The 23,374-nt window shown below is 45.2% G+C and carries 18 protein-coding genes; 4 read left to right on the top strand and 14 right to left on the bottom strand.

Going from position 1 to position 23,374, the window contains the following annotated elements:
- The first annotated feature begins 94 nt into the window (after window positions 1–94).
- Entirely contained in the window at window positions 95–1,372 is a 1,278-nt protein-coding gene (gene bioA, locus OH463_RS02145; protein WP_009698192.1) for an adenosylmethionine--8-amino-7-oxononanoate transaminase, read from the top strand.
- Between the two features lie 98 nt (window positions 1,373–1,470).
- Here bioA and OH463_RS02140 read toward each other — a convergent pair whose 3' ends face one another.
- The 8 genes from OH463_RS02140 to lrp form a co-directional block, all read right to left on the bottom strand.
- Window positions 1,471–1,737 (bottom strand): DksA/TraR family C4-type zinc finger protein, encoded by a 267-nt coding sequence (locus tag OH463_RS02140; RefSeq protein WP_269990404.1) that lies wholly within the window; start codon window positions 1,735–1,737, stop codon window positions 1,471–1,473.
- 138 nt (window positions 1,738–1,875) lie between these two features.
- Entirely contained in the window at window positions 1,876–2,316 is a 441-nt protein-coding gene (locus tag OH463_RS02135) for a hypothetical protein (RefSeq protein WP_069219278.1), read from the bottom strand.
- The gene (locus OH463_RS02130) at window positions 2,310–2,882 is read right to left on the bottom strand and encodes an ATPase (protein ID WP_230842072.1); all 573 of its coding nucleotides are present in this window, start codon (window positions 2,880–2,882) and stop codon (window positions 2,310–2,312) included. Before OH463_RS02130 ends, OH463_RS02135 begins: the two co-directional genes overlap by 7 nt.
- Window positions 2,883–3,246: 364 nt before the next feature.
- Window positions 3,247–4,554: a serine--tRNA ligase gene (gene serS, locus OH463_RS02125; protein ID WP_005450806.1), complete on the bottom strand. Its 1,308-nt coding sequence runs from the start codon at window positions 4,552–4,554 to the stop codon at window positions 3,247–3,249.
- 92 nt (window positions 4,555–4,646) lie between these two features.
- Complete coding sequence (locus tag OH463_RS02120) at window positions 4,647–6,002, bottom strand: replication-associated recombination protein A (RefSeq protein ID WP_269990400.1); 1,356 nt, start codon at window positions 6,000–6,002, stop codon at window positions 4,647–4,649.
- Entirely contained in the window at window positions 6,003–6,629 is a 627-nt protein-coding gene (gene lolA, locus OH463_RS02115; protein ID WP_009699192.1) for an outer membrane lipoprotein chaperone LolA, read from the bottom strand. It abuts the gene before it with no gap.
- A 61-nt stretch (window positions 6,630–6,690) separates the two neighbouring features.
- The gene (locus OH463_RS02110) at window positions 6,691–9,966 is read right to left on the bottom strand and encodes a DNA translocase FtsK 4TM domain-containing protein (protein WP_269990398.1); all 3,276 of its coding nucleotides are present in this window, start codon (window positions 9,964–9,966) and stop codon (window positions 6,691–6,693) included.
- Window positions 9,967–10,118: 152 nt separating this feature from the next.
- Window positions 10,119–10,613: a leucine-responsive transcriptional regulator Lrp gene (gene lrp / locus OH463_RS02105; protein WP_005437169.1), complete on the bottom strand. Its 495-nt coding sequence runs from the start codon at window positions 10,611–10,613 to the stop codon at window positions 10,119–10,121.
- A gap of 156 nt (window positions 10,614–10,769) precedes the next feature.
- On the opposite strand from lrp, the gene ald reads away from it, so the two are divergent.
- Complete coding sequence (ald, locus tag OH463_RS02100) at window positions 10,770–11,894, top strand: alanine dehydrogenase (RefSeq protein WP_005450810.1); 1,125 nt, start codon at window positions 10,770–10,772, stop codon at window positions 11,892–11,894.
- A gap of 93 nt (window positions 11,895–11,987) precedes the next feature.
- On the opposite strand, the gene OH463_RS02095 is transcribed toward ald, so the two are convergent.
- On the bottom strand, window positions 11,988–13,184 hold the full coding sequence (locus tag OH463_RS02095; RefSeq protein WP_074050311.1) for a methyltransferase: 1,197 nt from the start codon (window positions 13,182–13,184) through the stop codon (window positions 11,988–11,990).
- Window positions 13,185–13,237: 53 nt separating this feature from the next.
- On the bottom strand, window positions 13,238–14,212 hold the full coding sequence (gene cysB, locus OH463_RS02090) for an HTH-type transcriptional regulator CysB (RefSeq protein ID WP_005450814.1): 975 nt from the start codon (window positions 14,210–14,212) through the stop codon (window positions 13,238–13,240).
- 339 nt (window positions 14,213–14,551) lie between these two features.
- On the opposite strand from cysB, the gene OH463_RS02085 reads away from it, so the two are divergent.
- Both OH463_RS02085 and miaE read left to right on the top strand, forming a co-directional pair.
- Window positions 14,552–15,316 carry a hypothetical protein gene (locus OH463_RS02085; RefSeq protein ID WP_005450816.1) on the top strand — a complete coding sequence of 255 codons (765 nt, stop codon included), beginning with the start codon at window positions 14,552–14,554 and terminating at the stop codon, window positions 15,314–15,316.
- A 126-nt stretch (window positions 15,317–15,442) separates the two neighbouring features.
- A complete protein-coding gene (gene miaE, locus OH463_RS02080; RefSeq protein WP_009698199.1) occupies window positions 15,443–16,222 on the top strand; it encodes a tRNA isopentenyl-2-thiomethyl-A-37 hydroxylase MiaE in 780 nt (259 codons plus the stop codon).
- Between the two features lie 214 nt (window positions 16,223–16,436).
- Here the strand turns inward: miaE and OH463_RS02075 are convergent, their stop codons facing one another.
- The 4 genes from OH463_RS02075 to OH463_RS02060 form a co-directional block, all read right to left on the bottom strand.
- Window positions 16,437–17,465, bottom strand: coding sequence for a metal-dependent hydrolase (locus tag OH463_RS02075; protein ID WP_269990394.1), 1,029 nt, complete (start codon window positions 17,463–17,465; stop codon window positions 16,437–16,439).
- Between the two features lie 428 nt (window positions 17,466–17,893).
- Window positions 17,894–18,145 carry a hypothetical protein gene (locus OH463_RS02070; RefSeq protein WP_005450822.1) on the bottom strand — a complete coding sequence of 84 codons (252 nt, stop codon included), beginning with the start codon at window positions 18,143–18,145 and terminating at the stop codon, window positions 17,894–17,896.
- A 442-nt stretch (window positions 18,146–18,587) separates the two neighbouring features.
- Window positions 18,588–21,026: a M9 family metallopeptidase gene (locus tag OH463_RS02065; protein WP_269990392.1), complete on the bottom strand. Its 2,439-nt coding sequence runs from the start codon at window positions 21,024–21,026 to the stop codon at window positions 18,588–18,590.
- Between the two features lie 209 nt (window positions 21,027–21,235).
- Window positions 21,236–22,876: a methyl-accepting chemotaxis protein gene (locus tag OH463_RS02060; protein ID WP_154203801.1), complete on the bottom strand. Its 1,641-nt coding sequence runs from the start codon at window positions 22,874–22,876 to the stop codon at window positions 21,236–21,238.
- Window positions 22,877–23,374: the final 498 nt, after the last annotated feature.

Here is a 23,374-nt window from a genome sequence, read left to right as displayed (position 1 = left end):
AGTCTACTGAGTCTCGATAAACTGTCAACACAACATAAAACAACAAAGTTTACATCTGGTTACTTTTTAAACTTCATTATTATTGGAATAGCACATGGATCTCGCCTTCGACCGCCAGCATATCTGGCATCCTTATACTTCGACGTTGACACCTCTGACCTGCTACCCAGTTGCATCAGCAAATGGCGTGCGTATTAAATTGGAAGATGGCACTGAGCTTATAGACGGGATGTCTTCTTGGTGGTCGACAATCCACGGTTATAATCATCCGCACTTAAATCAAGCAGCTCACCAGCAAATCGAGCAGGTCTCTCATGTGATGTTTGGCGGGATTACCCATCAACCAGCAATCAATTTGTGTAAGAAACTGCTGTCCCTCGCACCAAGTAACCTTGAACATGTCTTTCTTGCTGATTCTGGCTCCGTTGCCGTAGAAGTGAGCTTGAAGATGGCACTGCAATATTGGCATGCCAGGGGCGAACGCCGACCAAAGTTTCTCACTTTACGACACGGTTATCACGGCGATACTTTTGCGGCAATGTCGGTTACCGATCCTGACAACTCAATGCATTCTCTCTACAAAGGCTTTTTGCCTGAACATATCTTTGCGGAGTCACCAACTTGTGGTTATTGGGATGAATGGAAATCAGAAGACCTTACTGACTTCGAGCAAAAGATAGAGACGCACCATCAAGAACTTGCTGCGGTGATCCTAGAACCTATTGTTCAAGGCGCAGGTGGAATGCGCATCTACCATCCAGAATTTCTCAGAGGTGTGCGTAAGCTTTGCGACAAATACGGCTTGTTATTGATTGCAGATGAGATCGCAACCGGGTTTGGACGCACTGGCAAATTGTTTGCCTGCGAACATGCAGATATTCAACCAGACATTCTGTGTGTCGGTAAAGCGCTCACTGGAGGCTACATGACCCTCTCAGCAACCCTAGCTAGCAAACACGTCGCAGATACCGTTTGTGGCGGTGATGCTGGGTGTTTTATGCACGGTCCAACCTTTATGGGTAACCCGCTCGCCTGTGCTGTTGCCACCGCAAGTTTGGAATTGATTGAGCAAGGTAATTGGCAGCAACAAACCCAACAAATTGAAACGCTGTTTTCCGAGTTGCTGCCAAAACTTGAAACATACGACTTGGTGAAAAGCACCCGTTGGCTAGGTGCTATTGGCGTTGTGGAAACGTATAGCCCAGTAAATATGGAAACCATCCAAGCTCTCTTTGTTGAGCACGGTGTTTGGATTCGTCCATTTGGCAAACTGATTTATATGATGCCACCGTTTATCAGCAAACCAGACGAAATTGAAAAGTTGGTTAATGCGATTGATGCTGCTTTGCAACGCGAAGATTGCTTCGCTTAATTCGTTCTCGGTTAACGCAGGACACTGTGACAAAGAGACAAATAAGAACGGTTTGAATTTCTACTCAAACCGTTTTCTTGTCATTGACTCAAGGAAAGCTATCGAAGTTGACTGTCTTTACTCGCTCGTCGATTGAACAGTGCTTGGCGTTGCGACACCAATTCGATCGTTGACTGGCATTCGATACAAAGACGAACGCCTTTCATTGCTGTTCGACGCGCTTCTGGAATTTCATCTCCGCACTCATCACAATAGTGCGCGCTTTCTCCCTGCTTAATATTGCCTCGAACACGGGAAATTTCATCGTCGATGGTATGTTGAATCTGTTGGCTGACACTATCGTAATTTGCCCACCCTACGGCCATAAGCCCTCCTCGTTACTTGAATGAGAAAATCTACTTACCGTGGTAAGGTGGATGATTATATCGATTACAAATAACAAGATAATTAGGGTAAATTCTAAAACACTATTACGCTTTGGTAATAATCTTGTACTGAATTAATTAGTCGGACGTCTTTTGGAAAAGTGATGTCAGGTTACTCGTACTTCCTTCCTCACACTCAAAATACTGAGTTTGACCAGACTGCCTTAAAGTAATACTGAGTACTTTCTCCACCTCATTAAACTCCTCGCTAAAGTACTCACTGATTAATATGTCACGTTCACCAATACTAAATTCTAATGACTTCTCATCTACTAACGCTCGATGATAATGTTCGACACGATAATCTCGATGTTTTACCCGCTGTAAAACTGGGCTTTTATTTGCAATGGACTTATTAAAGATAAGCTCGCCTTTGCCTTGCTCTATAAAAATACTAAAGTTCATAGTTTGGTTTACTGAACATTCAAAGACCTTTCTAGGCGAGATGTCAGTGATAGCAAATGTGCTCATCATAGCAACACCGCCCCCCCAAAGGACCACCAATCGTTTCATTACCATTCAGCCAACACAGTAAATAGCGCTTGCTCAGACATGCGGGTTAATACATATCCATGTGAAGATGAATAAGAGCCACTGAGTACACTATTCTCTTTTTTAACAACCATATCTTCGATGCCGTCAGCGTTGTAATCCCCTTTTGCCACAACAGTAATGACTTGAAAACCATCGGTCGCGTCGAAGTACTCTGCTTTTACTTCACTGATGACCTGAGTTCTTTGGATATGGTCTGCCTCATCCCACGTTGATAGTGTCTTTGCTTTCTCTGCACTTTCGTCAGAAATAACAAAAGCAAGTACACTTGGCGCAAATTTAGGAAAGCTATCATCTAGCTTAAAGTCCGATATAAATGAACGTTCAGAGGCAATGAGCTTTGCTATCTCGCTCCAAGTTTGGCACTGCGTTAAATACGCTTTAAACGCGCCGTATTCATAAGCTTTTGCCGCAGTAAAACCCATAACATATGCAGTTGCTAAGTCATGGCAATTAGATACCAATTTTTCTTCATCAGAAGCACGTCTCAATTCAAGTTCATAGCCCCAATCGAGCGAGTTACGAAGTTGCATATTTTCTTTGGAAGGTTGCGCTATTTCTCGCGCGAAAAAGAGATTGGCTCGCTTACTGTCTAGGTATTGAGGCTGTATCCGTTCACTTGCGATAACACCATTGTTAACAGTCAAGGTAAGAGCAAAAGTAACGAGCAATGAAAGGTGAGGGTTTGGCATAACATTTAATATCAATGGGTGAAAGCTCGTTAGCTTGTCACGTTGGAAATCGCTTAGAAAAATATCATTTATCTCGCAATGCTAGATTCTGGGCGGACCCTACATTCTTAATGGTATGAGTTACAAAGCTGAGTATTTTCACTCGGCGCAGATAACAAAAAACCCAGCACTAAGGCTGGGTTTTGATGTTCTAGTGGTTAATGAATTAACCGATGTGCGTTGCGCCTGCCATGTACTTCTGAAGTACTGTTGGAATTGCAATGCGACCGTCTGCTTCTTGGTTGTTTTCTAGGATAGCAACCATGGTACGACCAACCGCTAGACCAGAACCATTTAGCGTGTGTACAAGCTCAGGTTTCTTCTCGCCTTTACGACGGAAACGCGCTTGCATACGACGAGCTTGGAAGTCCCACATGTTAGAACATGAAGAGATTTCACGGTAAGTTTCTTGAGCAGGAACCCACACTTCTAGGTCGTAAGTTTTACGAGCGCCGAAGCCCATGTCACCTGTACACAGAACCACTTTACGGTAAGGAAGTTCAAGAAGCTGTAGAACTTTCTCAGCATGACCGGTTAGCTCTTCTAGCGCGTTCATTGAATCTTCTGGTTTAGTGATTTGTACTAGCTCAACTTTGTCGAACTGGTGCATACGAATCAGACCACGAGTATCACGACCGTAAGAACCTGCTTCAGAACGGAAACATGGTGTGTGAGCCGTCATCTTAAGTGGTAGATCCGCTTCGTCAGAAATCGTGTCACGAACTAGGTTCGTTACTGGCACTTCTGCAGTAGGAATTAGAGACAGTTTACGTGGCTCTTCGTCGTTTACTTTTTCTACTAGCGGCTCAGTGTGGAAAAGATCTTTACCAAACTTAGGAAGCTGGCCGGTACCGAATAGGCTGTCAGAGTTTACTAGGTAAGGTACGTACATTTCAGTGTAGCCGTGTTCTTCTGTGTGAAGATCCAGCATGAACTGAGCGATTGCACGGTGTAGACGAGCAAATTGACCTTTCATCACGATGAAACGTGCGCCAGTGATCTTAACTGCACTTGCGAAGTCTAGACCGTCACCCATTTCGCCTAGGTCAACGTGATCTTTCAGTTCGAAGTCGTAAGATTTTGGCTCACCCCAACGAGAGATTTCTACGTTATCGTTCTCATCTTTGCCATCTGGCACTTCATCTGCTGGGATATTTGGTACAGAAAGCGTGAATTCGTCTAGCTGAGCCATTACTTGCTCAAGTTCAACTTTCTTCGCATCAAGATCGCTACCTAGTGTACCGATTTGTTTCTTGATCTCTTCTGCGCCTTCTTTGTCACCAGCCGCCATTTTTTGGCCGATTTGTTTGGAGATGGAGTTACGCGTGGATTGTAAATTTTCAACTTCTACTTGAATGGACTTACGTTGTTCTTCAAGTTTACGAATAGTCTCTACGTCTAGCTTAAAGCCACGACGCGCCAGTTTAGCAGCTGTTTCATCCAGCTCTGTACGAAGTAATTTAGAATCCAGCATTGTTAATCCTATGCTTTTTGTTGTGAAATCACGCGCACTTTCCAAGGCGTACGCGTTAAAAAAATTTACGCAATAAATGTATCCAAAAACGCCTACTTTTCATAGCGCTTTTGTGGGCTATTTGCGTCTAAAGTAGCCAAGTAATCTAACTTTTCGCCGATTTTGGTCTCTAGACCACGATTTGTCGGCTGATAGTACTTACGATCACCCATCTCAGGCGGCAAATATTGTTCACCTGCGGCATAGGCTCCTGGCTCATCGTGAGCATAACGATATTCTGCACCGTAACCCATGTCTTTCATCAAACTCGTTGGCGCATTTCGAAGGTGATGCGGCACTTCATATTCAGGTAAGTTATGAGCATCTGTGAGCGCTTGCTTCCACGCCACATAGACGGCATTACTTTTTGGTGCGCACGCTAAGTAAACGATCGCCTGTGCAATCGCACGTTCACCTTCTGCCGGACCAACACGGGTAAAACAGTCCCAAGCAGATAGGGCTACTTGCATTGCGCGAGGATCTGCGTTGCCTACGTCTTCAGAGGCAATAGCCAGCAGGCGGCGTGCGATGTACAAAGGGTCACAACCCGCAGCCATCATACGCGCAGCCCAATAGAGCGCAGCATCAGGGTTTGAGCCACGAATGGATTTGTGGACCGCAGAGATTAAGTCGTACCAAATGTCGCCTTTGTTATCAAAGCGAGAGACCTTTTCTCCTGCTACTTCCGCAAGTAACTTCAGAGTAATCTCTTTTTCACCCCGCGCATTATCCTCAGCCATATCATAGAGCAGCTCAAGGTAATTGAGGGACATGCGAGCATCACCGTTTACCAGTTCTGCTAAGCGATCTAATACGTTATCGGCGAAATGTGCTGGTGTATTCCCCAACCCACGCTCTTTATCGCTAATGGCTTGGTTCAACGCTAATGAAATTTCTTCTTTATCTAAAGAAGTCAGCTTGTACACACGTGCACGTGACAGCAATGCGTTGTTTAGCTCAAACGATGGATTTTCTGTGGTCGCGCCGATAAAAGTAACGGTTCCATCTTCAATATGAGGTAAAAACGCGTCCTGTTGAGATTTATTGAAGCGGTGCACCTCATCCACAAACAAGATGGTACGGCGACCCGCTATTTTATTCTCACGCGCTTTCTCGATTGCAGCACGGATTTCTTTCACACCAGACGTCACCGCAGACACACGCTCTACTTCTGCGTTGGCATAGTTTGCAGCCACTTCCGCTAATGTCGTTTTGCCAGTGCCTGGTGGTCCCCACAAGATCATCGAGTGAATATGACCCGCCTCTAGCGCGCGACGTAAAGGCTTACCAGGACCTAAAATGTGCTGCTGTCCGATGTATTGTTCGATCGTTTCCGGTCTCATACGAGCAGCAAGGGGACGAAAATCTTCGTCCCCCGAGAAATCTAATGTGTAATTGCTCACTACCAATTAATTCCTTTGATCATCCACTTCCACGCCATCTGGGATTGTGAAGGTGAATCTGTCTGCTTTTGGTTTGCCAAGCTTCACGTTGCTAAAGCTGAACAGCCCCTTCTGACCATCTTGCTCAACTACATTAAAGCCTTTCACCACACCTTTTGCATCAATATTAATCTGGAATTGACCTTGTGTGGAGTCTACTGCGGTAGGAATGAGGGTGAACTCGTCACCTTTTTGAGAAATCTTGTAGTTATCCCAATCACTTGCGCGATTACGCGTTAGCAAAACAAATGGCGTTTGCTCTGTTGCTTGTTCTTGCCAGTAGATGCTGACTTGTTCAATAAATGGGCTGTAGTACCACAGTGTTTTACCATCAGAGACCAGCAAGTTTTCGTCAGGGAATGTCGTGCTCCAGCGGAACAGGCTTGGACGAGCAATTTCAACCGTACCTTCCCCTTCCATGACTGTTTCACCTTCTGGGCTGATTACTTGCTGTGAGAAATCCGCACTGAAGCCATCATTCATAGACAGGCGTTTGTTTAATTCATCTTTAGGAGACGCGGCATGTGCAGTAGAGAAGAGAGAAAAGCTTAAAACAAGCGCAGAGAAAAGTTTCGCTGAAAATAGTTTTTTCATTCAGATACCTATTGTTAGAACCACTCACCTCAGTTGGACTGAGGTGAGTAACACAAGTTCATTAATCTTTTGGTGGTGCAGGAGCCAGTACTTCACGGTTACCGTTATGACCCGGAGCACTTACGATGCCTTGCGCTTCAAGCTGCTCAACAATTCGAGCCGCTCGGTTGTAACCAATCTTGAATCGACGTTGTACGCCAGAAACCGACCCACGACGAGATTGAACCACATGCTCTACGACTTGATCGAACAATGGGTCCACTTCTTCATCCGATTCCATCTGTTCACCCGGAAGCAGACTTTCTGGACCTTGGTCACCACTGATGATTTCGTCGATGTAATTTGGCTTACCACGCGCTTTCCAGTTGTTCACAACAGCGTGAACATCATCATCCGACGCAAACGCACCGTGAACACGGATTGTATGGCTTGAACCCGGAGGTAGGTAAAGCATGTCACCCATACCGAGTAGTGATTCTGCGCCGCCTTGGTCAAGAATCGTGCGCGAGTCAGTCTTAGTAGATACTGTAAATGCCACACGCGTTGGAATGTTCGCTTTAATCAGACCGGTAATAACGTCAACCGATGGGCGCTGCGTCGCAAGGATCAAGTGAATACCAGCCGCACGCGCTTTCTGTGCCAAACGAGCAATCAGTTCTTCAACCTTCTTACCTACCACCATCATTAGGTCGGCAAATTCGTCGACAACCACAACGATGTAAGGCAGTTTCTCTAGCAACGGTGGCTCAGTGTCCATGCTGTCGCCTTCTTGCCAGAACGGGTCATGAATTGGGTGACCCGCTTCTGCTGCCATCTTCAACTTCTCGTTGAAGCCTTTGACATTACGGACGCCCAATGCCGACATCAGTTTATAACGGCGTTCCATCTCGCCAACACACCAACGTAGCGCGTTAGACGCGTCTTTCATATCCGTTACAACTTCAGAAAGAAGATGAGGGATACCTTCGTAGATTGAAAGTTCCAACATTTTCGGGTCGATCATGATGAAACGTAGATCTTCAGGCGATGCTTTATACAGCATACTCAAGATCATGACGTTCACACCCACCGACTTACCAGAACCAGTCGTACCCGCAACTAACACGTGAGGCATCTTCGCAATATCAGCAATAACCGCTTCACCAGCAATATCTTGACCAAGAACGACTGTTGTCGGCGAGGTTGCTTGTTCAAATTGAGGACTGTTGATTACATCAGACAGGAACACGGTTTGGCGGCTCATATTAGGCAACTCTAGACCCACATACGGTTTGCCAGGAATAACTTCGACAACACGTACTGCCATTGCTGACAATGCACGAGCCAAGTCCATAGACAAACCTGAAATACGGCTCACTTTTACGCCTGGAGCCAAATCAAGCTCGAATCGAGTAATAACAGGACCTGGGTAAATACCGACTACATCAGCTTTAATCTTGTAATCTGCAAGTTTGGTTTCAACCAAACGAGCCACCTCCTCCAAAGCGTCACGGTCGATAAAGTTGTCGCGTTTCTCTGGGTGGTAAAGCAATTCTAGCGTTGGCAATGGCTCTGCTGGTACTGGCAAGTTTTGCTCTTGCTGTACCAAGAATGGGTTTTGCTGAGCAGCCACTTTCGCTTGAGCGCTCGAAACCAAGTTTTGGAACGCCGCTACATCTTGGTCACCTTCTTGAACCTCTTCTACCTCGACATCTTGAGGCGCTGGTGCTGCCGACTGAGGCGCAGCTTGGTGCTGCATAGGTTGTTCTTGTATAGCCTGCGGTTGTACAGGCTGAGAAGCAGGTTGTTGCGGCTCAATATGTGTAGGCTGAACTTGCTGAACAGGTTGCTGCGCTTGGTAATCATCTTCTTCATCCAAGACATCAAAGTTCGAAATCGTTGGCTCGATGTGCTGACTTGGCTCTGTTTGTTCTGCAATGTTATCCAAAGCTGCAGCGTTAATTACAGGCTCTTCGTGTAAAGATTGCTCTGTAGTTGGCTGTTCGATTGGCGCGTGAACCAATGCTCGTTCTTGAACAACTTGGGTCTGTTGAGCCTGATCTGCTTCAAACTGAGCATACTCATCGTAGCTTGGCTCATTCTCGACCTGTTCAAAGACAGTTGGTTCAGGAGCCACAAACGGTTCTTGTAGCGCTTGTTGATGATCAACTTGCTGTGGAGCTGGTTCTTGAGCAACGGACTGTTGCGCTTCAGGCTGAACCACAATAGGTGCAACCACTGGCTCTTGGGCTTGTGATACTTGAACTTGTGGCGTTTCATCAGCCCAGTCGTCAGCTTGTTGCGCTGCCGCTTCTAGCTCCTCAATGGTGACATTCAGTTGCTTAGTACGCTCAACCGTCGGATCCACGTTGTCTGTGTTCACTGCTCGAACAGGCTCAACTGATTGAGATTGAGCTTGCTCTTGAGCCTGATGCTGAACTTGAGATTGTAGTGGCGCTGCATTCACAACCGCTGGTTGAGGCGTTGGCTGCGCTATAGGTTGTGTCGTAAACTGCTGTTTCGGTTGTTCCGCTGCAGATTGAGGCATGTAGATCGGGTATTCATGTGCAGGCGCCTCTTCTTTCGGCTCTTCTACATCATAAGCCGTAAGGTGCGGCAGAGGTTCATCTTCAAGATCATCTTGACCGCGCTTACTCACGACTCGATCCTCAGCTAACTCGTCTAATTGAGGCTCTAGCGTTTCTTGCTCAGTACCACGAGCTTTATTAGTAACAGCAGCAACTAAGCCAAGCGCACGGTCACCTAACCATTCGACAATCTTCAGCCAAGAAATACCGGTAAACAGAGTAAAGCCGGCTCCCCATAGGAAAAGAAGCACAAGCGTTGTACCCAACACATTCAGTGTAGGTAAAGATAGACTGGTTAGTACGTCACCAACGACACCACCAGATGAGAAATACCAAATGTCGTCAAAGTTAATATCAGCAAGACCACAACTGGTAAGAATGAGGATAACTAACCCAAGTAGACGAGTACCCCACAACATAAGGTCGATAGGATCGTCTTCAGAACGCTTACGGCAAATAACCCATGCTCCTGCTGTCAACAGGAATGGCAGTGGGTACGCAAGGGAACCAAAGGTAAAGAATAGCGTGTCGGCTAACCAAGCGCCGAACAAGCCACCAGCGTTATTGATCTCTCCCCCCCAAGCAGTTTGGGACCAAGACGGATCAGCTGGGCTAAAGGTAAATAATGCAACGGCCAACAATACCGAGCTAAGAACGCCAACGATAAAGCAGCACTCTTTTAAGCGTTGGAAGCCATTTAGACGTGAAGACTGAGGCTCTTCACTGGTTTTGATAATGGTTTCGACTTTCTTTGCGTTCTCTTTGAACATAAATCAACTTGAATATGGAAATGAATTAGGAATAAGCAAAACATTCCGAGCGGCACAAAGCCGCTCGGTAAATTGATTTAACCATATCAAAGAGAAAAACCCAATTACTCTATGGAGAAAGCGGAAGCATTTACCGCTTTCTTTGCAAGAATTTAACGAGTTTTAATCACAAGCTGGTTAGTTTGCTTCACTTCTTCCATAACGACGTACGTACGAGTGTCATTTACGCCAGGAAGACGTAGTAACGTATCGCCTAGTAGTCGACGGTAAGCACCCATATCAGATACACGGGTCTTTAGAAGATAGTCGAAATCACCTGATACAAGATGACACTCTTGGATGTCGTCTAGTTTTTGAACAGCTGCGTTAAACTGCTCGAACACATCTGGTGCACCACGGTTCAACGTAATTTCTACGAATACCAATAGTGATGCATCGAGGAACTGCGGGTTTAATAGCGCAGTGTACCCTGTGATGTAACCTTGACGCTCTAAGCGACGCACACGCTCCAAACACGGCGTTGGAGAAAGTCCTACACGTTTTGAAAGTTCAACGTTCGAAATACGACCGTCTTTCTGCAGTTCATTAAGAATGTTGCGGTCGATACGGTCTAGTTCCTTGGACGGCTTCTTATAGTTGTCTGCCATTTTTTATTCCACCTTATTACTTCCTTGCAAAAAAATATACTACAACTTTTTAATATTTGGTGCCAAATATTACAAATCAACATCTATACTAGATATTAATTCGACAATAACACCCTACAAACAGTTAATACAACCATTTTAGAAAGAGGACACAGGATGATCATTGGCGTACCTAAGGAAATCAAGAACCACGAATACCGTGTGGGTATGATCCCAGCTAGCGTGAGAGAGCTAATCTCACATGGTCACCAAGTTTTGGTTGAGACCAATGCAGGTGCCGGCATTGGTTTTTCAGACGATGATTACATCGCTGTAGGCGCATCCATTCTTCCTACTGCTACAGACGTGTTTGCGAAAGCAGATATGATTGTAAAAGTAAAAGAACCCCAAGCTGTCGAGAGAGCAATGCTCCGCGAAGGGCAGATTTTATTTACTTATTTACACCTAGCACCAGATTTTCCACAAACTGAAGAGCTAATCAAGAGCAAAGCTGTCTGTATAGCGTATGAGACTGTAACAGATAATATGGGTCGTTTGCCACTGTTAGCACCAATGTCAGAAGTGGCAGGTCGGATGTCTATTCAAGCAGGTGCGCAAACGTTGGAAAAATCGCACGGCGGTCGCGGTCTACTACTAGGTGGCGTACCTGGTGTTGAGCCTGCGAAAGTTGTTGTCGTTGGCGGCGGTGTAGTTGGCGCGAACGCAGCTCGTATGGCTGTTGGTCTTCGTGCAGACGTAACTATCCTAGACCGTAACGTAGATACTCTACGTAAACTAGACGAAGAATTCCAAGGTCGCGCTAAAGTGGTTTATTCTACTGAAGACGCTATCGAGAAGCATGTTCTAGAAGCAGACCTAGTGATCGGCGCGGTTCTAATCCCTGGTGCAGCAGCACCGAAACTGGTAACAAAAGAGCACATCGCTAAGATGAAGCCAGGTGCGGCGGTTGTTGACGTAGCCATCGACCAAGGTGGTTGTTTCGAAACTTCTCACGCAACAACACACGCAGACCCAACTTACATCGTTGACGAAGTTGTTCACTACTGTGTAGCAAACATGCCAGGTGCAGTTGCTCGTACTTCAACATTCGCACTGAACAACGCAACGCTTCCATACATCGTGAAGCTAGCAAACAAAGGCTACCGCGAAGCGCTTCTTGAAGACAAAGGTTTCCTTGAAGGTCTAAACGTTATCCACGGTAAAGTGACTTGCAAAGAAGTTGCTGAGAGCTTTGACCTAGAATACGTTGAACCAGCGCAAGCTATCGCAATGTTCAACTAATGACAAAATAACGCACAAATTGTCACGTTTTGTTTACAAAAGCCCACATTAAAGTGGGCTTTTTTGCATAGAGCATTTAATTATAAAAAATAACTAAACCTTATAAGCGCAAATTAAAATGTTTCGAGGTGTGACTGATTTAGCGCAAAACTCTGCCAATCTAACACGATAACCACGTTCTTCAAGATAAAGTACTTTGTCCAAAGCAAGCCAAATCTCCAACGGTCGTTGAAACATCAACTGAACCAAGCTCAAACGCTCCATTTGCCAAAAGCGCTTCTCGCCTAACTTTTCGAAATGTTCGAATTCGATTTGGTCAGAGAGATCGATGCCTTTCTGGTCCGCTGCCCAACGACACAAAGATTCAAATCCTTCACTTAATTGCGACTTACGCACACTTGGAACTGGTTGGTACTCTTCCATGCCCAACGCTTGTCGTGTGATCAAATCAAACCCAAGACGAAACACCATTTCCTGCTGACGATGACGTCGCACACGTTCTCCGCCCGTTACTGTTTGTTGTAACGGAATACGCAGTTCTTGCTTAGACAATGAGAGAGAAGAAGCCCTGCCCTGCGTCGACATCGGCTGATACTGCTCAGACTGAATCAGATGGTAACAACAAGGTGAGATTGTCATCGCAGCAATCCCATTCTCGCTTCCATACTGCATTAAGCGAACATGGAGATCACCACAAGCATGAAGTGCTACCGCGTGTTGCGTCGGTTTAAACACCGCTCTCGCTTTGCTATCGAACGCATCACCTTGAATAAACGTCATCTTCCAATGGTGTTCATTCGCTGCTTGTTGCCCCGAATCACACAGCGCTTGCTGGTATTCAAAACTAGTAACAGGTTGATCGGTTTGCGTTGTCAGGATTCGTCCCAAATACCCCTTACCTGAACACCACTCTAGCCATTCTTCACCGTGATGATGTTGAATCGCCGCTTCGCCCATCGAGCTAATTTGCTCTAACTTACGACCGGGGATGCCGTTATCTAAACCACGGACAAGTTCCAAACCCTTTAAATCTAGTGGCTCTAAAAAAGTAAGTTCTGCGAGTTGTTCAAGTTCAGGCAAAAACGGACTGAGTGCTTTTAGCGCAAGTTCTGGTTCCGCTTTATATTCTTCGATTTGAGAGGGACTAAGAGACGCTAACCATTGGCACAACTGAGGGTGTTGCTCTTGCCAAGGTAACGATACGTGAACGCTGCTTTTAAATGGCTCGAATCGCCACAAAGATTGGTTTTCGATTAAGCAGTCATTAATAAATTGAAATTGCGTTTTCATAGCTCCCCCTACAACGAGCGCATTGTAGAGGGAATCGAAACATCAATGAAGTGTTATCTAACCGGAAGCTCGATGTCTTTAAACATCTCTTCAATTTCCGAGTTCGATTTCAGAGAAATCGCTTGTTCAACTACCGGACGAGTCAAGTGCGGTGCAAAACGCTCCATAAAGTCGAACATGTAAGAACGTAGGAAGGTACCGCGACGGAAACCGATGCTTGTCGTACTCGCACCAAACAAGTGGCTTGCGTCAATCGCAACCAAATCGCTGTCTTGGTCTTCATCAACCGCCATACTTGCAATCACACCGACTCCAATGCCCATACGAACGTAAGTTTTAATCACGTCAGCATCTGTCGCAGTGAACACAACGCGCGGCGTCAAACCTTCGCGGTTAAATGCCGTATCCAGTTCAGAGCGACCAGTAAAGCCGAACACGTAAGTCACCAATGGGTAAGCTGCTAAATCGTGAATGGTTACCGTGTCTTTCTTCGCCAATGGATGTTCTTTTGGTACCACGATCGAACGATTCCAGTGGTAACAAGGCAGCATAATGGCATCTTGGTATAGGTGAAGAGCTTCTGTCGCAATCGCGAAATTGGCCGTACCTTTCGCAATCGCTTCAGACATTTGCGAAGGCGTACCTTGGTGCATGTGCAACGACACTTTCGGGTAACGTGCCGTAAAGCCTTTGATCACGTCAGGAAGTGCGTAACGTGCTTGGGTGTGAGTGGTAGAAATGTTCAACGTACCCATTTCAGGGTGAGTATGTTCACCAGCAACCGCCTTAATGCTTTCAACTCGCGCCAGAATCTCTTGAGAAATTCGCACGATTTCTTCACCAGCGGGTGTCACCTGCGTTAAGTGTTTACCACTTCGTTCAAAGATCTGAATACCCAATTCATCTTCCAGCAAACGAACTTGCTTACTGATACCAGGCTGAGAGGTATATAGGCTCTCTGCCGTCGCAGAAACATTCAGATTATGGTTCACAACCTCAACAATGTACTTCAGTTGTTGCAGCTTCATCGTAATCCCTTACTCATTGATTGAGATAATAACGTCATACTTATCTTGTCTACTCGCCCGAGTAGATATAATGATTAGTTATAACGTGTTAGCAACTAAATGAACAGTAATTTCTAACTTATAGCTCAAACTCATAGCGAATCGAACACCTTGATTAAATATGCATAGAGTTGAATTTTAAAAATTCGCTTTTTCTTACAGCTCACCGCATTCCGTGCTTAATTACGTCGGAAAACGTGTTTGGGGCAAAATAATCAAACAAATAGGGTGCCGAGAAAGATAAGATTCATGTATTCTTGAACGCTAGCCATACAAAAGTAAAAAAGCAGACGCAAAGATATGAATACTGGTTTAATAATCGCTTTGGTAGTCATCCTACTGGTACTGATCCTTGGCTATAACATCATGTTGCAGTACAAGGTCAAAGTAGAGACAGCGAAAAGACAAGAGTCTGCTCGCTACGTGGCACTGATTGACGGTACAGAAGAGCTGATTGGACACGCTCATCATATTCCTTTCAGCAAGGACTTACTGTTATGTCTTAATAATCGCATTCTTGATGCGCTTGAAAGCATGCGTGACCTCGATCCGAAGAACAAACAACTTGTTCAGCGCGTCGAGAACATGAAACAGCAGATTGCCCAACTGAATGAGAGCAATCAAAGCGGCGAAAGCACGACGTTTAAAATGCCAAGCAGCGACAAGCAAGCTATCTTGATGCTGAAACTGGTAAAACGCCTGCGTGACACCGTTCGTAACGAGCACAACAAAGGTCGACTCGATACACAAACTTATGTGACTGAAAACGCGCGTCTGGAAACCATGCAGATTCGTATTAACATCGAAAACGTCATTAAGCGTGCAAACGATTCGATTGCTCGTGGTCAGCCTGGTACCGCTCTGCAATTGCTTCGCAAAGGTATTGATGCTCTGAGCACAAAAAATGATGCTTATTCAGTTCAAGCAAAACAAAAGCTTGAAGAAATGCTTGGTGATCTTGATAAGAAACGCCAGGACAAGAACGACGCAGAAATGCAGCAAATTGCCGATAAAGAGCGTGACAGTGATATGGATGCGCTCTTCGGTGAAAAGAAAAAGTGGTAAACTCTCCACAAGCTTTCCGCCCTATCCGATTAAAGGCTGCGTTTGCAGCCTTTTTTGTGTCTTATTACTCTGAAAATGACACAGGCTGGATAACCCAAATTTGAATGTAAAGTACTAAAAATTAAAATGATGAATCTCGACGCCTATCAGGATCTTCTTGCTCCAATTAACCAATTCTTGCAGTGCAGCACCCCAGATGAGTGGGTTGAAGAAGCAAAGAAGCCGGAAAACCTTCAAACCATTTTATTAGACCATCTACTGTGTGAGCTGAAAGCGGGTCAGTCTGCGATGTTCTTGATCCGTAAATACGCCGTAGACAAAGCAAGTTCACACGCCCTGCTCGACTGGTTTAAACCCTACGAAGATTTCGCTTACCGCAAAACGGGGTCATTAGAGACACTAAAAGGTAAGAGCAATATTTCTAAAGCCATCATCGCTAAGTCTGATTCACCATACAGTCAGGATCTGATCGATAAGATGGTTCTGCTGATCAAAGAAGAGTTGCACCACTTCTACCAAGTGCTCGAAATCATGGAAAGCCGTGGCATTGAGTACCAGAACATTCCAGCAAGCCGCTACGCAAAAACCTTAATTTCACACATGAAAACGCATGAACCAGAAACCTTGATTGATAAGCTCATCATCGGTGCTTACATCGAAGCGCGTTCGTGTGAGCGTTTCGCTAAACTGGCTCCGCATATGGATGAAGATATTGCCAAGTTTTATGTTTCTCTGCTGCGTTCAGAGGCGCGTCATTATCAGGATTATTTGATTCTGGCAGAGCAAATCGCGGGTAAAGATATTAGCGAGCGCGTGGCAGAGTTTGGTCGTATCGAAGCCGAGCTGATTTCAACTCCAGACGACGATTTTAAGTTTCACAGTGGTGTGCCTGTACTAGCAGCTTAAGTTGCGAACCTGAAGTAAATAGCAAAAAGCCGGACATCACATCCGGCTTTTCTGTATCTGGTTCGGCACTTGCTGTAACTCAGTGTTCCATAGACATTCCCGACTGCGCCCTTTCGTTGCTTTTGGAAATGACATTATGTTGCGTTAGCAATTCTAACGTCGTCATCCTCAACAGTGAGGGACGAGCGAGTTGGGCGGCTCTTTTACTCGCCAACTAAGAACGTGCGTTCAACTCCGTACGTTGTAAATTCGCATCAATGGTTTGATCGCCTTTCAGCCTTTCCCACAGCTGCCCTAACAAATCTAAGCTTCGCTCACTTGGGTAACGTTGTGTCGATTCCAACAACTGCCATTCCCCGCTTTGGCTCTTCTCGGCGAAAACAAACTCAAAGGAAAGGTTGTTAGACATACCTAATCGTAAATCAGTCACAATCAATGCATCATTCTCTACACGGTAGTTAAGGTAGTTGTGTGAAAACGCCTGAAGCCCTTTTAAGGTATCCGGTTTGTCCTCTAGTGGCCAACTGCCTAGAGGATGTGAGACAAAATCAATGCGTTCGCTATTGTCGAAAACTGATGCCAAACCTTCCCAATATTTACCATCATCCATCACGACCACACGCCAAAGCAGAGTATTAAATGGTGTCGGTGTAATCAGCACCTGTTGATTTGGTAGACTCTGCGTCATTAAGTTTTGCTCCACTCGGGAGGCAATGATCTGCTGTGAAGCGTAACCCCACCCCAGATAAAGTGTCGAGATCAGCACAACCGCTTGGCACCACTGTCCACCACGCGATTTAGAAAACAGAGCGACACCAATTGCGACCAGTAGAGGTAAGGTGTAAAGCGGATCAATGATGAAGACGTTCCGTAGCTCAAAATAGCCCTCAAAAGGCCATATTAACTGGGTGCCGTAGGTTGTCATCGTATCCAATAAAGTGTGCGTAACCAAAACACTCACAGTCAGAAAAAATACTCGAGACAACGTCCAGAATGTGTCTGGTTTCCATTGACAGTACAGCCAAGAAATCAGCAACGCGAAAGGAGGTAAAACAAGTAAAGAGTGAGAGAATCCACGGTGCTTAATCGTATTTTGGACTGCATCACCATAATCAAGGATCACATCTAGGTCAGGCAAGGTTCCGAGCGCTGCGCCCGTTAATAACACTTTCGCATTGCAGCGTTTGCCGGCTATTGCACCTGCAACCGTTGCCCCTAATGCTGCTTGAGTAATTGAGTCCATACTGGCTATCTAAACCTATTCATGACAAAGATTGATTAAGCCGAAAACTAAAACGCATTCCGATAGGAGTCAAACAACTCGCCTTATTTCACTCTCTTATTTACTTACTTTTACACAATATACCCAAGTGACTTCAAGATGCAGGATTCAGAGCGTTGTCATTGATTCGAGTTCAAGGAAAACAACGTAGCGTAATAGCCCGCTCTTTCCAAGTTGTTTGACGCAGCAATCGGGTCAATGACACGCTCCCAAAGGGCGAGTTGACTGGGCTTGTATACTTTGTTGTCGATTCTTGATTTAGACCCGCTAGACCTTTAAATCGCCGCCGCGTCTACAAACCCAGTCATTCTCGCTGAACCGAGCATCTCGAGGTTACTTGGGTATAGAAGTCGATCAAATGTCGAGATAGGATTGAGCATCACCTTAGGCTAGTTCGGCACCTCAGTGCTGGCAATCTTCTTTAACAGCGTTTCTCTTCGAAGCTCCAAGATCTCATCAATGAGTTTTTCTTTCGCATCGATACCGAAATGCTGAGCATAGTTTTTCACTTTCTCAATTTCGTCTGGCTGGAGACGGTAGACCTCTTTCTTTAAAAGAACTTCTGCTTCGCTTTTGATACAGCCTTGGTGTTGAAGCAACTTAATGATGATTTCATCCGTTGGGTTTACAGCTTTTACCATGATTCTCTAATCTTCAGGTTGAGTGTTGAGCCATTTAGCTCGCTCATTTAAGTCGCACAACTTATAGCCCAAACATGACAACTTTATTGCAGCATCACGTCATAAAATAGCAAAACATGATTTACCGCACATTGGTTTAAATGATTGTTTTTAATCATCATAACTAGACAATCGATATAGCTAGACAAGCAATGTCAGCTGCTCGTAGAGGATATAAAGAGATATCGATAGTAACAGAAGCAGACAAAGTAAACGTACATCGCAGAACCACTCACCTACTCTGCCGAAGAAATATAGAAGCTCAGAATCTTGATACGAAAAAGCCGGACAACTACGTCCGGCTTTGGCTTAATTTAAAGTGACTAGATCGCTAAATCGCCGCCGCGTCTACAAACCAAGTCATTCTCACTGAACCTAGCATCTCGAGGTTACTTGGGATAGTTCAGTAAAAATACACCAGCATCTCGACATCATCCCCTTGCTGCTTGGCATTTAATGAGAAATGCAAGTAACCAGCTTCGGTAACTGGAATTTGCAGATATTCATTGCTGCCCCAGTAGTTTGATGCATATTCGTGCTGTTCTACTGTCGGCCAGTACGCTCGGCTAGCGTAGAGGTCAACATTGCCATTTTCGTCATTGTTGTTTTTATCACTTAACCATACGCGAACTTCTTTTACGCCTTGCGGAACATATACCGCAGCGTAACGTTGTTGATGCACGGTTAAGGTCTTTGCCTGACCCGATTCCAACACTACAGGCGCTAAATCATCTTGTTCTTGTGTTGGGGGTGTTTGTGCTTCTGTCTCTAGCGTCGCAACCAGAGTCACAGCATTAAATTCAGTACGACCAGCAATGCTGATGTAGTATCGACCAGGTTTAATGTAGCCAGAAGGTTCGGTATCAAAGGTGACTACCTCATTACTACCATCTGCGTACTGGCTGAATTCAAAATCGTAGTAATGCGCTTCTTTCTCAAAGCTCATGTAAAGGTCTGCATCACCTTGATTCTCACCTTGCAACGCGACTTCAAAGTGTGTGCTCTTCTCTGGAACGTCAACATAGAACAATTGCTCACTGTATGCTTCCCCACTAATTACCACGCTTTGGTTGGTCGCTAGCGCCGTGACTTGATCAGAAGGGTCTGTCGGCTCGTCTGGCTTGGTATCTGGATTTGGGTCTGGCTGCTCTGGTTGGTTAGCAACAGAATCTAACCAGCGGTCAAACTCGCCGTTGTATTGCTGACCTAATACCTGCACTTGCTGCGCCCATTGCTTAAACTTACCAGCACGCGAAAGCGCCAGCAGAGTGTCCACTTCCTGAGGATGCTCTTCCAACATAAAACGCACGGCTAGGTAACCCCAGCGATAAATACGGTTGGAATCATGAGAGTAAGTGGTTGCAAACACATCCGACAAACTCATCTTTCCATTATCAATCAAACCAATCGCTGCGTCATAGCCTTGTTTGTAATGCATGTATTCAGCGAAACCTTCTAACCACCAAACAACATAGCCATGTGCCAAGTTTTCGCTAAACGAACCGTATTGGTTGAATCTCGCATCCAGATAATGGGTGTACTCATGCTCTAGATTGAGAATAGAAAGCTCATCACCATTGGCGTAACGATAAGCGACAAAGCGCGCCACATTGCCGGCTTCTGATGGGTTACCTTCTAGGTACTGTCCACCATTATCAGTTGTGTTGCCAAATAAGAAAGATGAATAATCTACGTAGCTGCCATTATTAGCAAACACCGCCACTTCTACCCGTTCGTTATGGTCATCTGCCACTGGCTGATTCCCGGTATTCGCAACTTGGTGAAAGTCCGCTTCTTTGGCAGAAAGCACGCCACATGCTTCTATCGCCTGAGCTTGGGTCAGATCTTGTGAGCGAATAATTGCAGGACCATCGCACTCATGACGATTCGGTAAAACACGCGCAGCTAAATCATGTTTTGCTTGGTCTAAATCGAGACCATTCAACCCTTCCGGCGCGTAATAGCTCATCATCTCAACCGCCGCTAACCAAAGTTTGTCGTGTTTGCTACCCAACGGGTTTTGCACCATCACTTGCTGCATTACACGTAGTGCTTTTTCTTTAGTCGCTTTATCCGGACTTGCTAGCAAACGACCAGTTTCACGTATCGCGTTGTACACGAGGAAGCTAGCATCAGTATCAAGCGCCCAAGCGTTATCACGAGCAAAGGCAGCTAAGGTATCGATGTGCTGTGTGTGACTTGCCATGTAACGATAAAAATCATCCTTCGACGCATGCCCTGCCATGGCGCGGAATAGATTGTTCAGCCCAGCCACCCACTGCGTATCTTTTGCCGTCTCGCGATTAAAGTGACGAAGAGCAGTGAGCTGAGCATCCATGGTCAACGGTAATTGTCTTACGTTGTCGACCATTAAGGTCAAACTCTTCATCGCACCCACTTGTTCGCGACCTTGATCAAGCGCGTGTGGGTTAGCAAGAAACGCATTTATTGACTGCGCAAAGCGTTGGCTCAGAGCTTGAGAGAAATTCGGTTGCTGCGCGTTATAGCGTATGTAGTAAGCAGCACGCACAAATTCACCCAAGTTTTCTAACTTACGCGCTTGCTCGGCGTCACCTCGGTAACGAGCAATTTCTTGATTTAATACAGTTTGAATGCGACTCAAGCTCGCTTCGGTGTAAATATCATTTAACGAGTCAGCAGGAGCAGAAAACCAAGAGCTGTAACAGTGATAGTCGGCAGCAGACACTGCGGAAGCAAGATCAACCGCGTGCTGAAGATCAGCAACATCACATTGTTCTTGGGCAAATGAGAAACTGGAAACACTGGCAAGCATGCAAGCTAGCGCCAAGCGATGACGTGGGAATAGACGGGTATGAGACATAACAACACTCATTAATTAGTTATATGTTTGAGCGGTGATTTATATTCCCCTTGCACAATTAAGTGCAATTGATAGCATAACTTTTTATGAAGTTAGTTCAGAAATATTTAAACGAAAACGTTTTACAAAACATTGATAAACTTATGAATTCAAATAAAAAAGCTCAGCAAGAATCCTCACTGAGCTTTTTTACAGGTCGCAATCAGATTTTAAACTTTAAAATAAGCCACTTCTTGTTTGAGCTTATTAGAAAGTGCGTTCAGATTCTGGCTTGCGACATCATTGTTTTTCATCGAGTCAATCGATTCTTTCGACATGCTGGAAATCTGATCCATCGCCACGACAAGCTCACTCACAACTTGAACTTGTTCTTCTGTGGCAGTCACAATATCACGCACTCGATCAAGGGAATCCTGCGCTTGTTTCTCAATGCTAACCAATAAATGCGTCGCCTCTTCTGTGTTCCTTTGACAACTTTCCACTTGTGGTTGCGTGCTTTCCATCGCGTTCACACTTGCGACCGTCTGGGCTTGAACCTCTTTCAGCATCTTCTCAATCTGAGTAGTGGCTTCCCCCGTACGCTTAGCGAGGTTTCTTACCTCATCAGCAACGACTGCAAAACCGCGTCCAGATTCACCCGCCCGCGCAGCTTCAATTGCAGCATTAAGTGCCAACAAGTTAGTTTGCTCAGAGATGTCACTGATCATATTCACGATGCCACCAATTTCACGCGTTTTTGTCTCAAGTGCCTTCACCTGCCCTACTGTGCCATTTACGGCTGCAGTAACGGATAACATTTGTTCTGCCACAGCAGCAATGCGTTCGCGACCATCACGAGCATTCTCTGATGTGTTAACTGAGTTTTGCTCCGATAAATTTACGATCTTGGCTATCTCATCGATACTCGCATGCATGGTTTCTAATCTGATCGCCATTTGATCCGTAAGAGACGCTTGCTGTTGAGCGGTATCAAATACCGAACGAGAACCACGAGAGACTTCTTCGACTTGCTCTGCTAATTGCTCAGAAGCGCCACGAATATTGCTGACAATCGAGCTGAGCTTTTCTGACATCAAAGACAGAGAATGCAAAATGCTGCCTTGTGCGCTGTCGCTATGATCTTGGGTTAACTCACCTTTTGCCATTGTTTGAATCGCGCGTTGTGCCTCAAATGGCTCGCCACCTAGAGAGCGTCGGAAGCTACGCTCAATAACAAAACCAACTAAGATTGAAATCAGCAAAGCAATTCCACTTAGAGCAAGCATTAAGCTTTGGAAGCCACTTGCTTGCTCTCGCGCTACTGGCGTCAATTTCTGGTTCAACGTTTCTTGGTAATCAATAAACTCGTTGATCACCTTTAGCCACATCGCAAAGTTAGGGCGGACTTGCTCCAAAAGTAAATCCGTGACCGGTTTGCCGTTTTCTTTTTTAGCGATAACTTCTTGAACGAGAGGAAGTGTTTTCGCTTGGATGTCATCGATACGTTGCAATATCTCGCGTTCTTTAGCGGTAAAAGGAACATCACTTGCCATCATGCTTTGCATCTGTTGTTCAGACTCGCGATAAAACGCTTCCAGACGTTTGATTTCCTCTTCAAAGGCGCGCATTTCTTCCACATTTCGCGCCATTGCAACATCTCTAATTGCAATCGCACGGTCATGAACACTACCTCGATAGTTAATGGCATAGCGCTGCTTCACAGAGTTGACATCCGTAACCTCAGATAAGGTCATATCAATAAAGTTAACTTTCTGAATTCCGACAACCGTAAGTATCGCCATAAGCGCCACTAATGTACCGAAGCCAAGCGCCAAACGGGTTCTCACTTTTAACTGAGCAAGGGACTGCATTTCGTTCTCCTGATAGCAAACGAGATAAGTGAGGCAACTTCGCTGGTTACCTCTCATTTTAATTTTGTGCGAAAGAGAACAGACCTTGTTGTTCTGACAAAAATTCCAAACTAAATGAGAATTCATCACAGGCATGTTCTATACGCTATCCCGATCACATATTTGAGTTTGAATAAGCAGTGGAATCAGAAGGTTAAGTTCAATACTTTATTATGCGAAACAGAATGGTTTGCGGGATTATTACAACCTAACCTGTCAACGTCTAATCGGTTGCATCAATAAAAGCGATAGGTACCATCGAACAATAAAGATAAGAAATAATTGTTGTTTAACAAGTGCTTAATAAATGTCTGATTCGGTCACCTCATATTTTCCAATTTCCACTTGGAATCTGGATCACAACTCATCAACAAATTCGGTCAAAAGATAATCTGTCATCCATATTTAACGTGCTAGTCATATTTATAAATAAGAATTATTGCTCTAACACAACTTATG

Source organism: Vibrio sp. NFR, assembly GCF_027587095.1.
Lineage (GTDB): Bacteria > Pseudomonadota > Gammaproteobacteria > Enterobacterales > Vibrionaceae > Vibrio > Vibrio harveyi.
This window is presented reverse-complemented; position numbering and strand designations above follow the sequence as displayed.

Coding starts and splice junctions, on each gene's coding strand:
- bioA (WP_009698192.1), top strand. CDS start 95: ATGGATCTCGCCTTCGACCGCCAGCATATCTGGCATCCTTATACTTCG.
- OH463_RS02140 (WP_269990404.1), bottom strand. CDS start 1,737: ATGGCCGTAGGGTGGGCAAATTACGATAGTGTCAGCCAACAGATTCAA.
- OH463_RS02135 (WP_069219278.1), bottom strand. CDS start 2,316: ATGGTAATGAAACGATTGGTGGTCCTTTGGGGGGGCGGTGTTGCTATG.
- OH463_RS02130 (WP_230842072.1), bottom strand. CDS start 2,882: ATGCAACTTCGTAACTCGCTCGATTGGGGCTATGAACTTGAATTGAGA.
- serS (WP_005450806.1), bottom strand. CDS start 4,554: ATGCTGGATTCTAAATTACTTCGTACAGAGCTGGATGAAACAGCTGCT.
- lolA (WP_009699192.1), bottom strand. CDS start 6,629: ATGAAAAAACTATTTTCAGCGAAACTTTTCTCTGCGCTTGTTTTAAGC.
- OH463_RS02110 (WP_269990398.1), bottom strand. CDS start 9,966: ATGTTCAAAGAGAACGCAAAGAAAGTCGAAACCATTATCAAAACCAGT.
- lrp (WP_005437169.1), bottom strand. CDS start 10,613: ATGGCAGACAACTATAAGAAGCCGTCCAAGGAACTAGACCGTATCGAC.
- ald (WP_005450810.1), top strand. CDS start 10,770: ATGATCATTGGCGTACCTAAGGAAATCAAGAACCACGAATACCGTGTG.
- OH463_RS02095 (WP_074050311.1), bottom strand. CDS start 13,184: ATGAAAACGCAATTTCAATTTATTAATGACTGCTTAATCGAAAACCAA.
- cysB (WP_005450814.1), bottom strand. CDS start 14,212: ATGAAGCTGCAACAACTGAAGTACATTGTTGAGGTTGTGAACCATAAT.
- OH463_RS02085 (WP_005450816.1), top strand. CDS start 14,552: ATGAATACTGGTTTAATAATCGCTTTGGTAGTCATCCTACTGGTACTG.
- miaE (WP_009698199.1), top strand. CDS start 15,443: ATGATGAATCTCGACGCCTATCAGGATCTTCTTGCTCCAATTAACCAA.
- OH463_RS02075 (WP_269990394.1), bottom strand. CDS start 17,465: ATGGACTCAATTACTCAAGCAGCATTAGGGGCAACGGTTGCAGGTGCA.
- OH463_RS02070 (WP_005450822.1), bottom strand. CDS start 18,145: ATGGTAAAAGCTGTAAACCCAACGGATGAAATCATCATTAAGTTGCTT.
- OH463_RS02065 (WP_269990392.1), bottom strand. CDS start 21,026: ATGTCTCATACCCGTCTATTCCCACGTCATCGCTTGGCGCTAGCTTGC.
- OH463_RS02060 (WP_154203801.1), bottom strand. CDS start 22,876: ATGCAGTCCCTTGCTCAGTTAAAAGTGAGAACCCGTTTGGCGCTTGGC.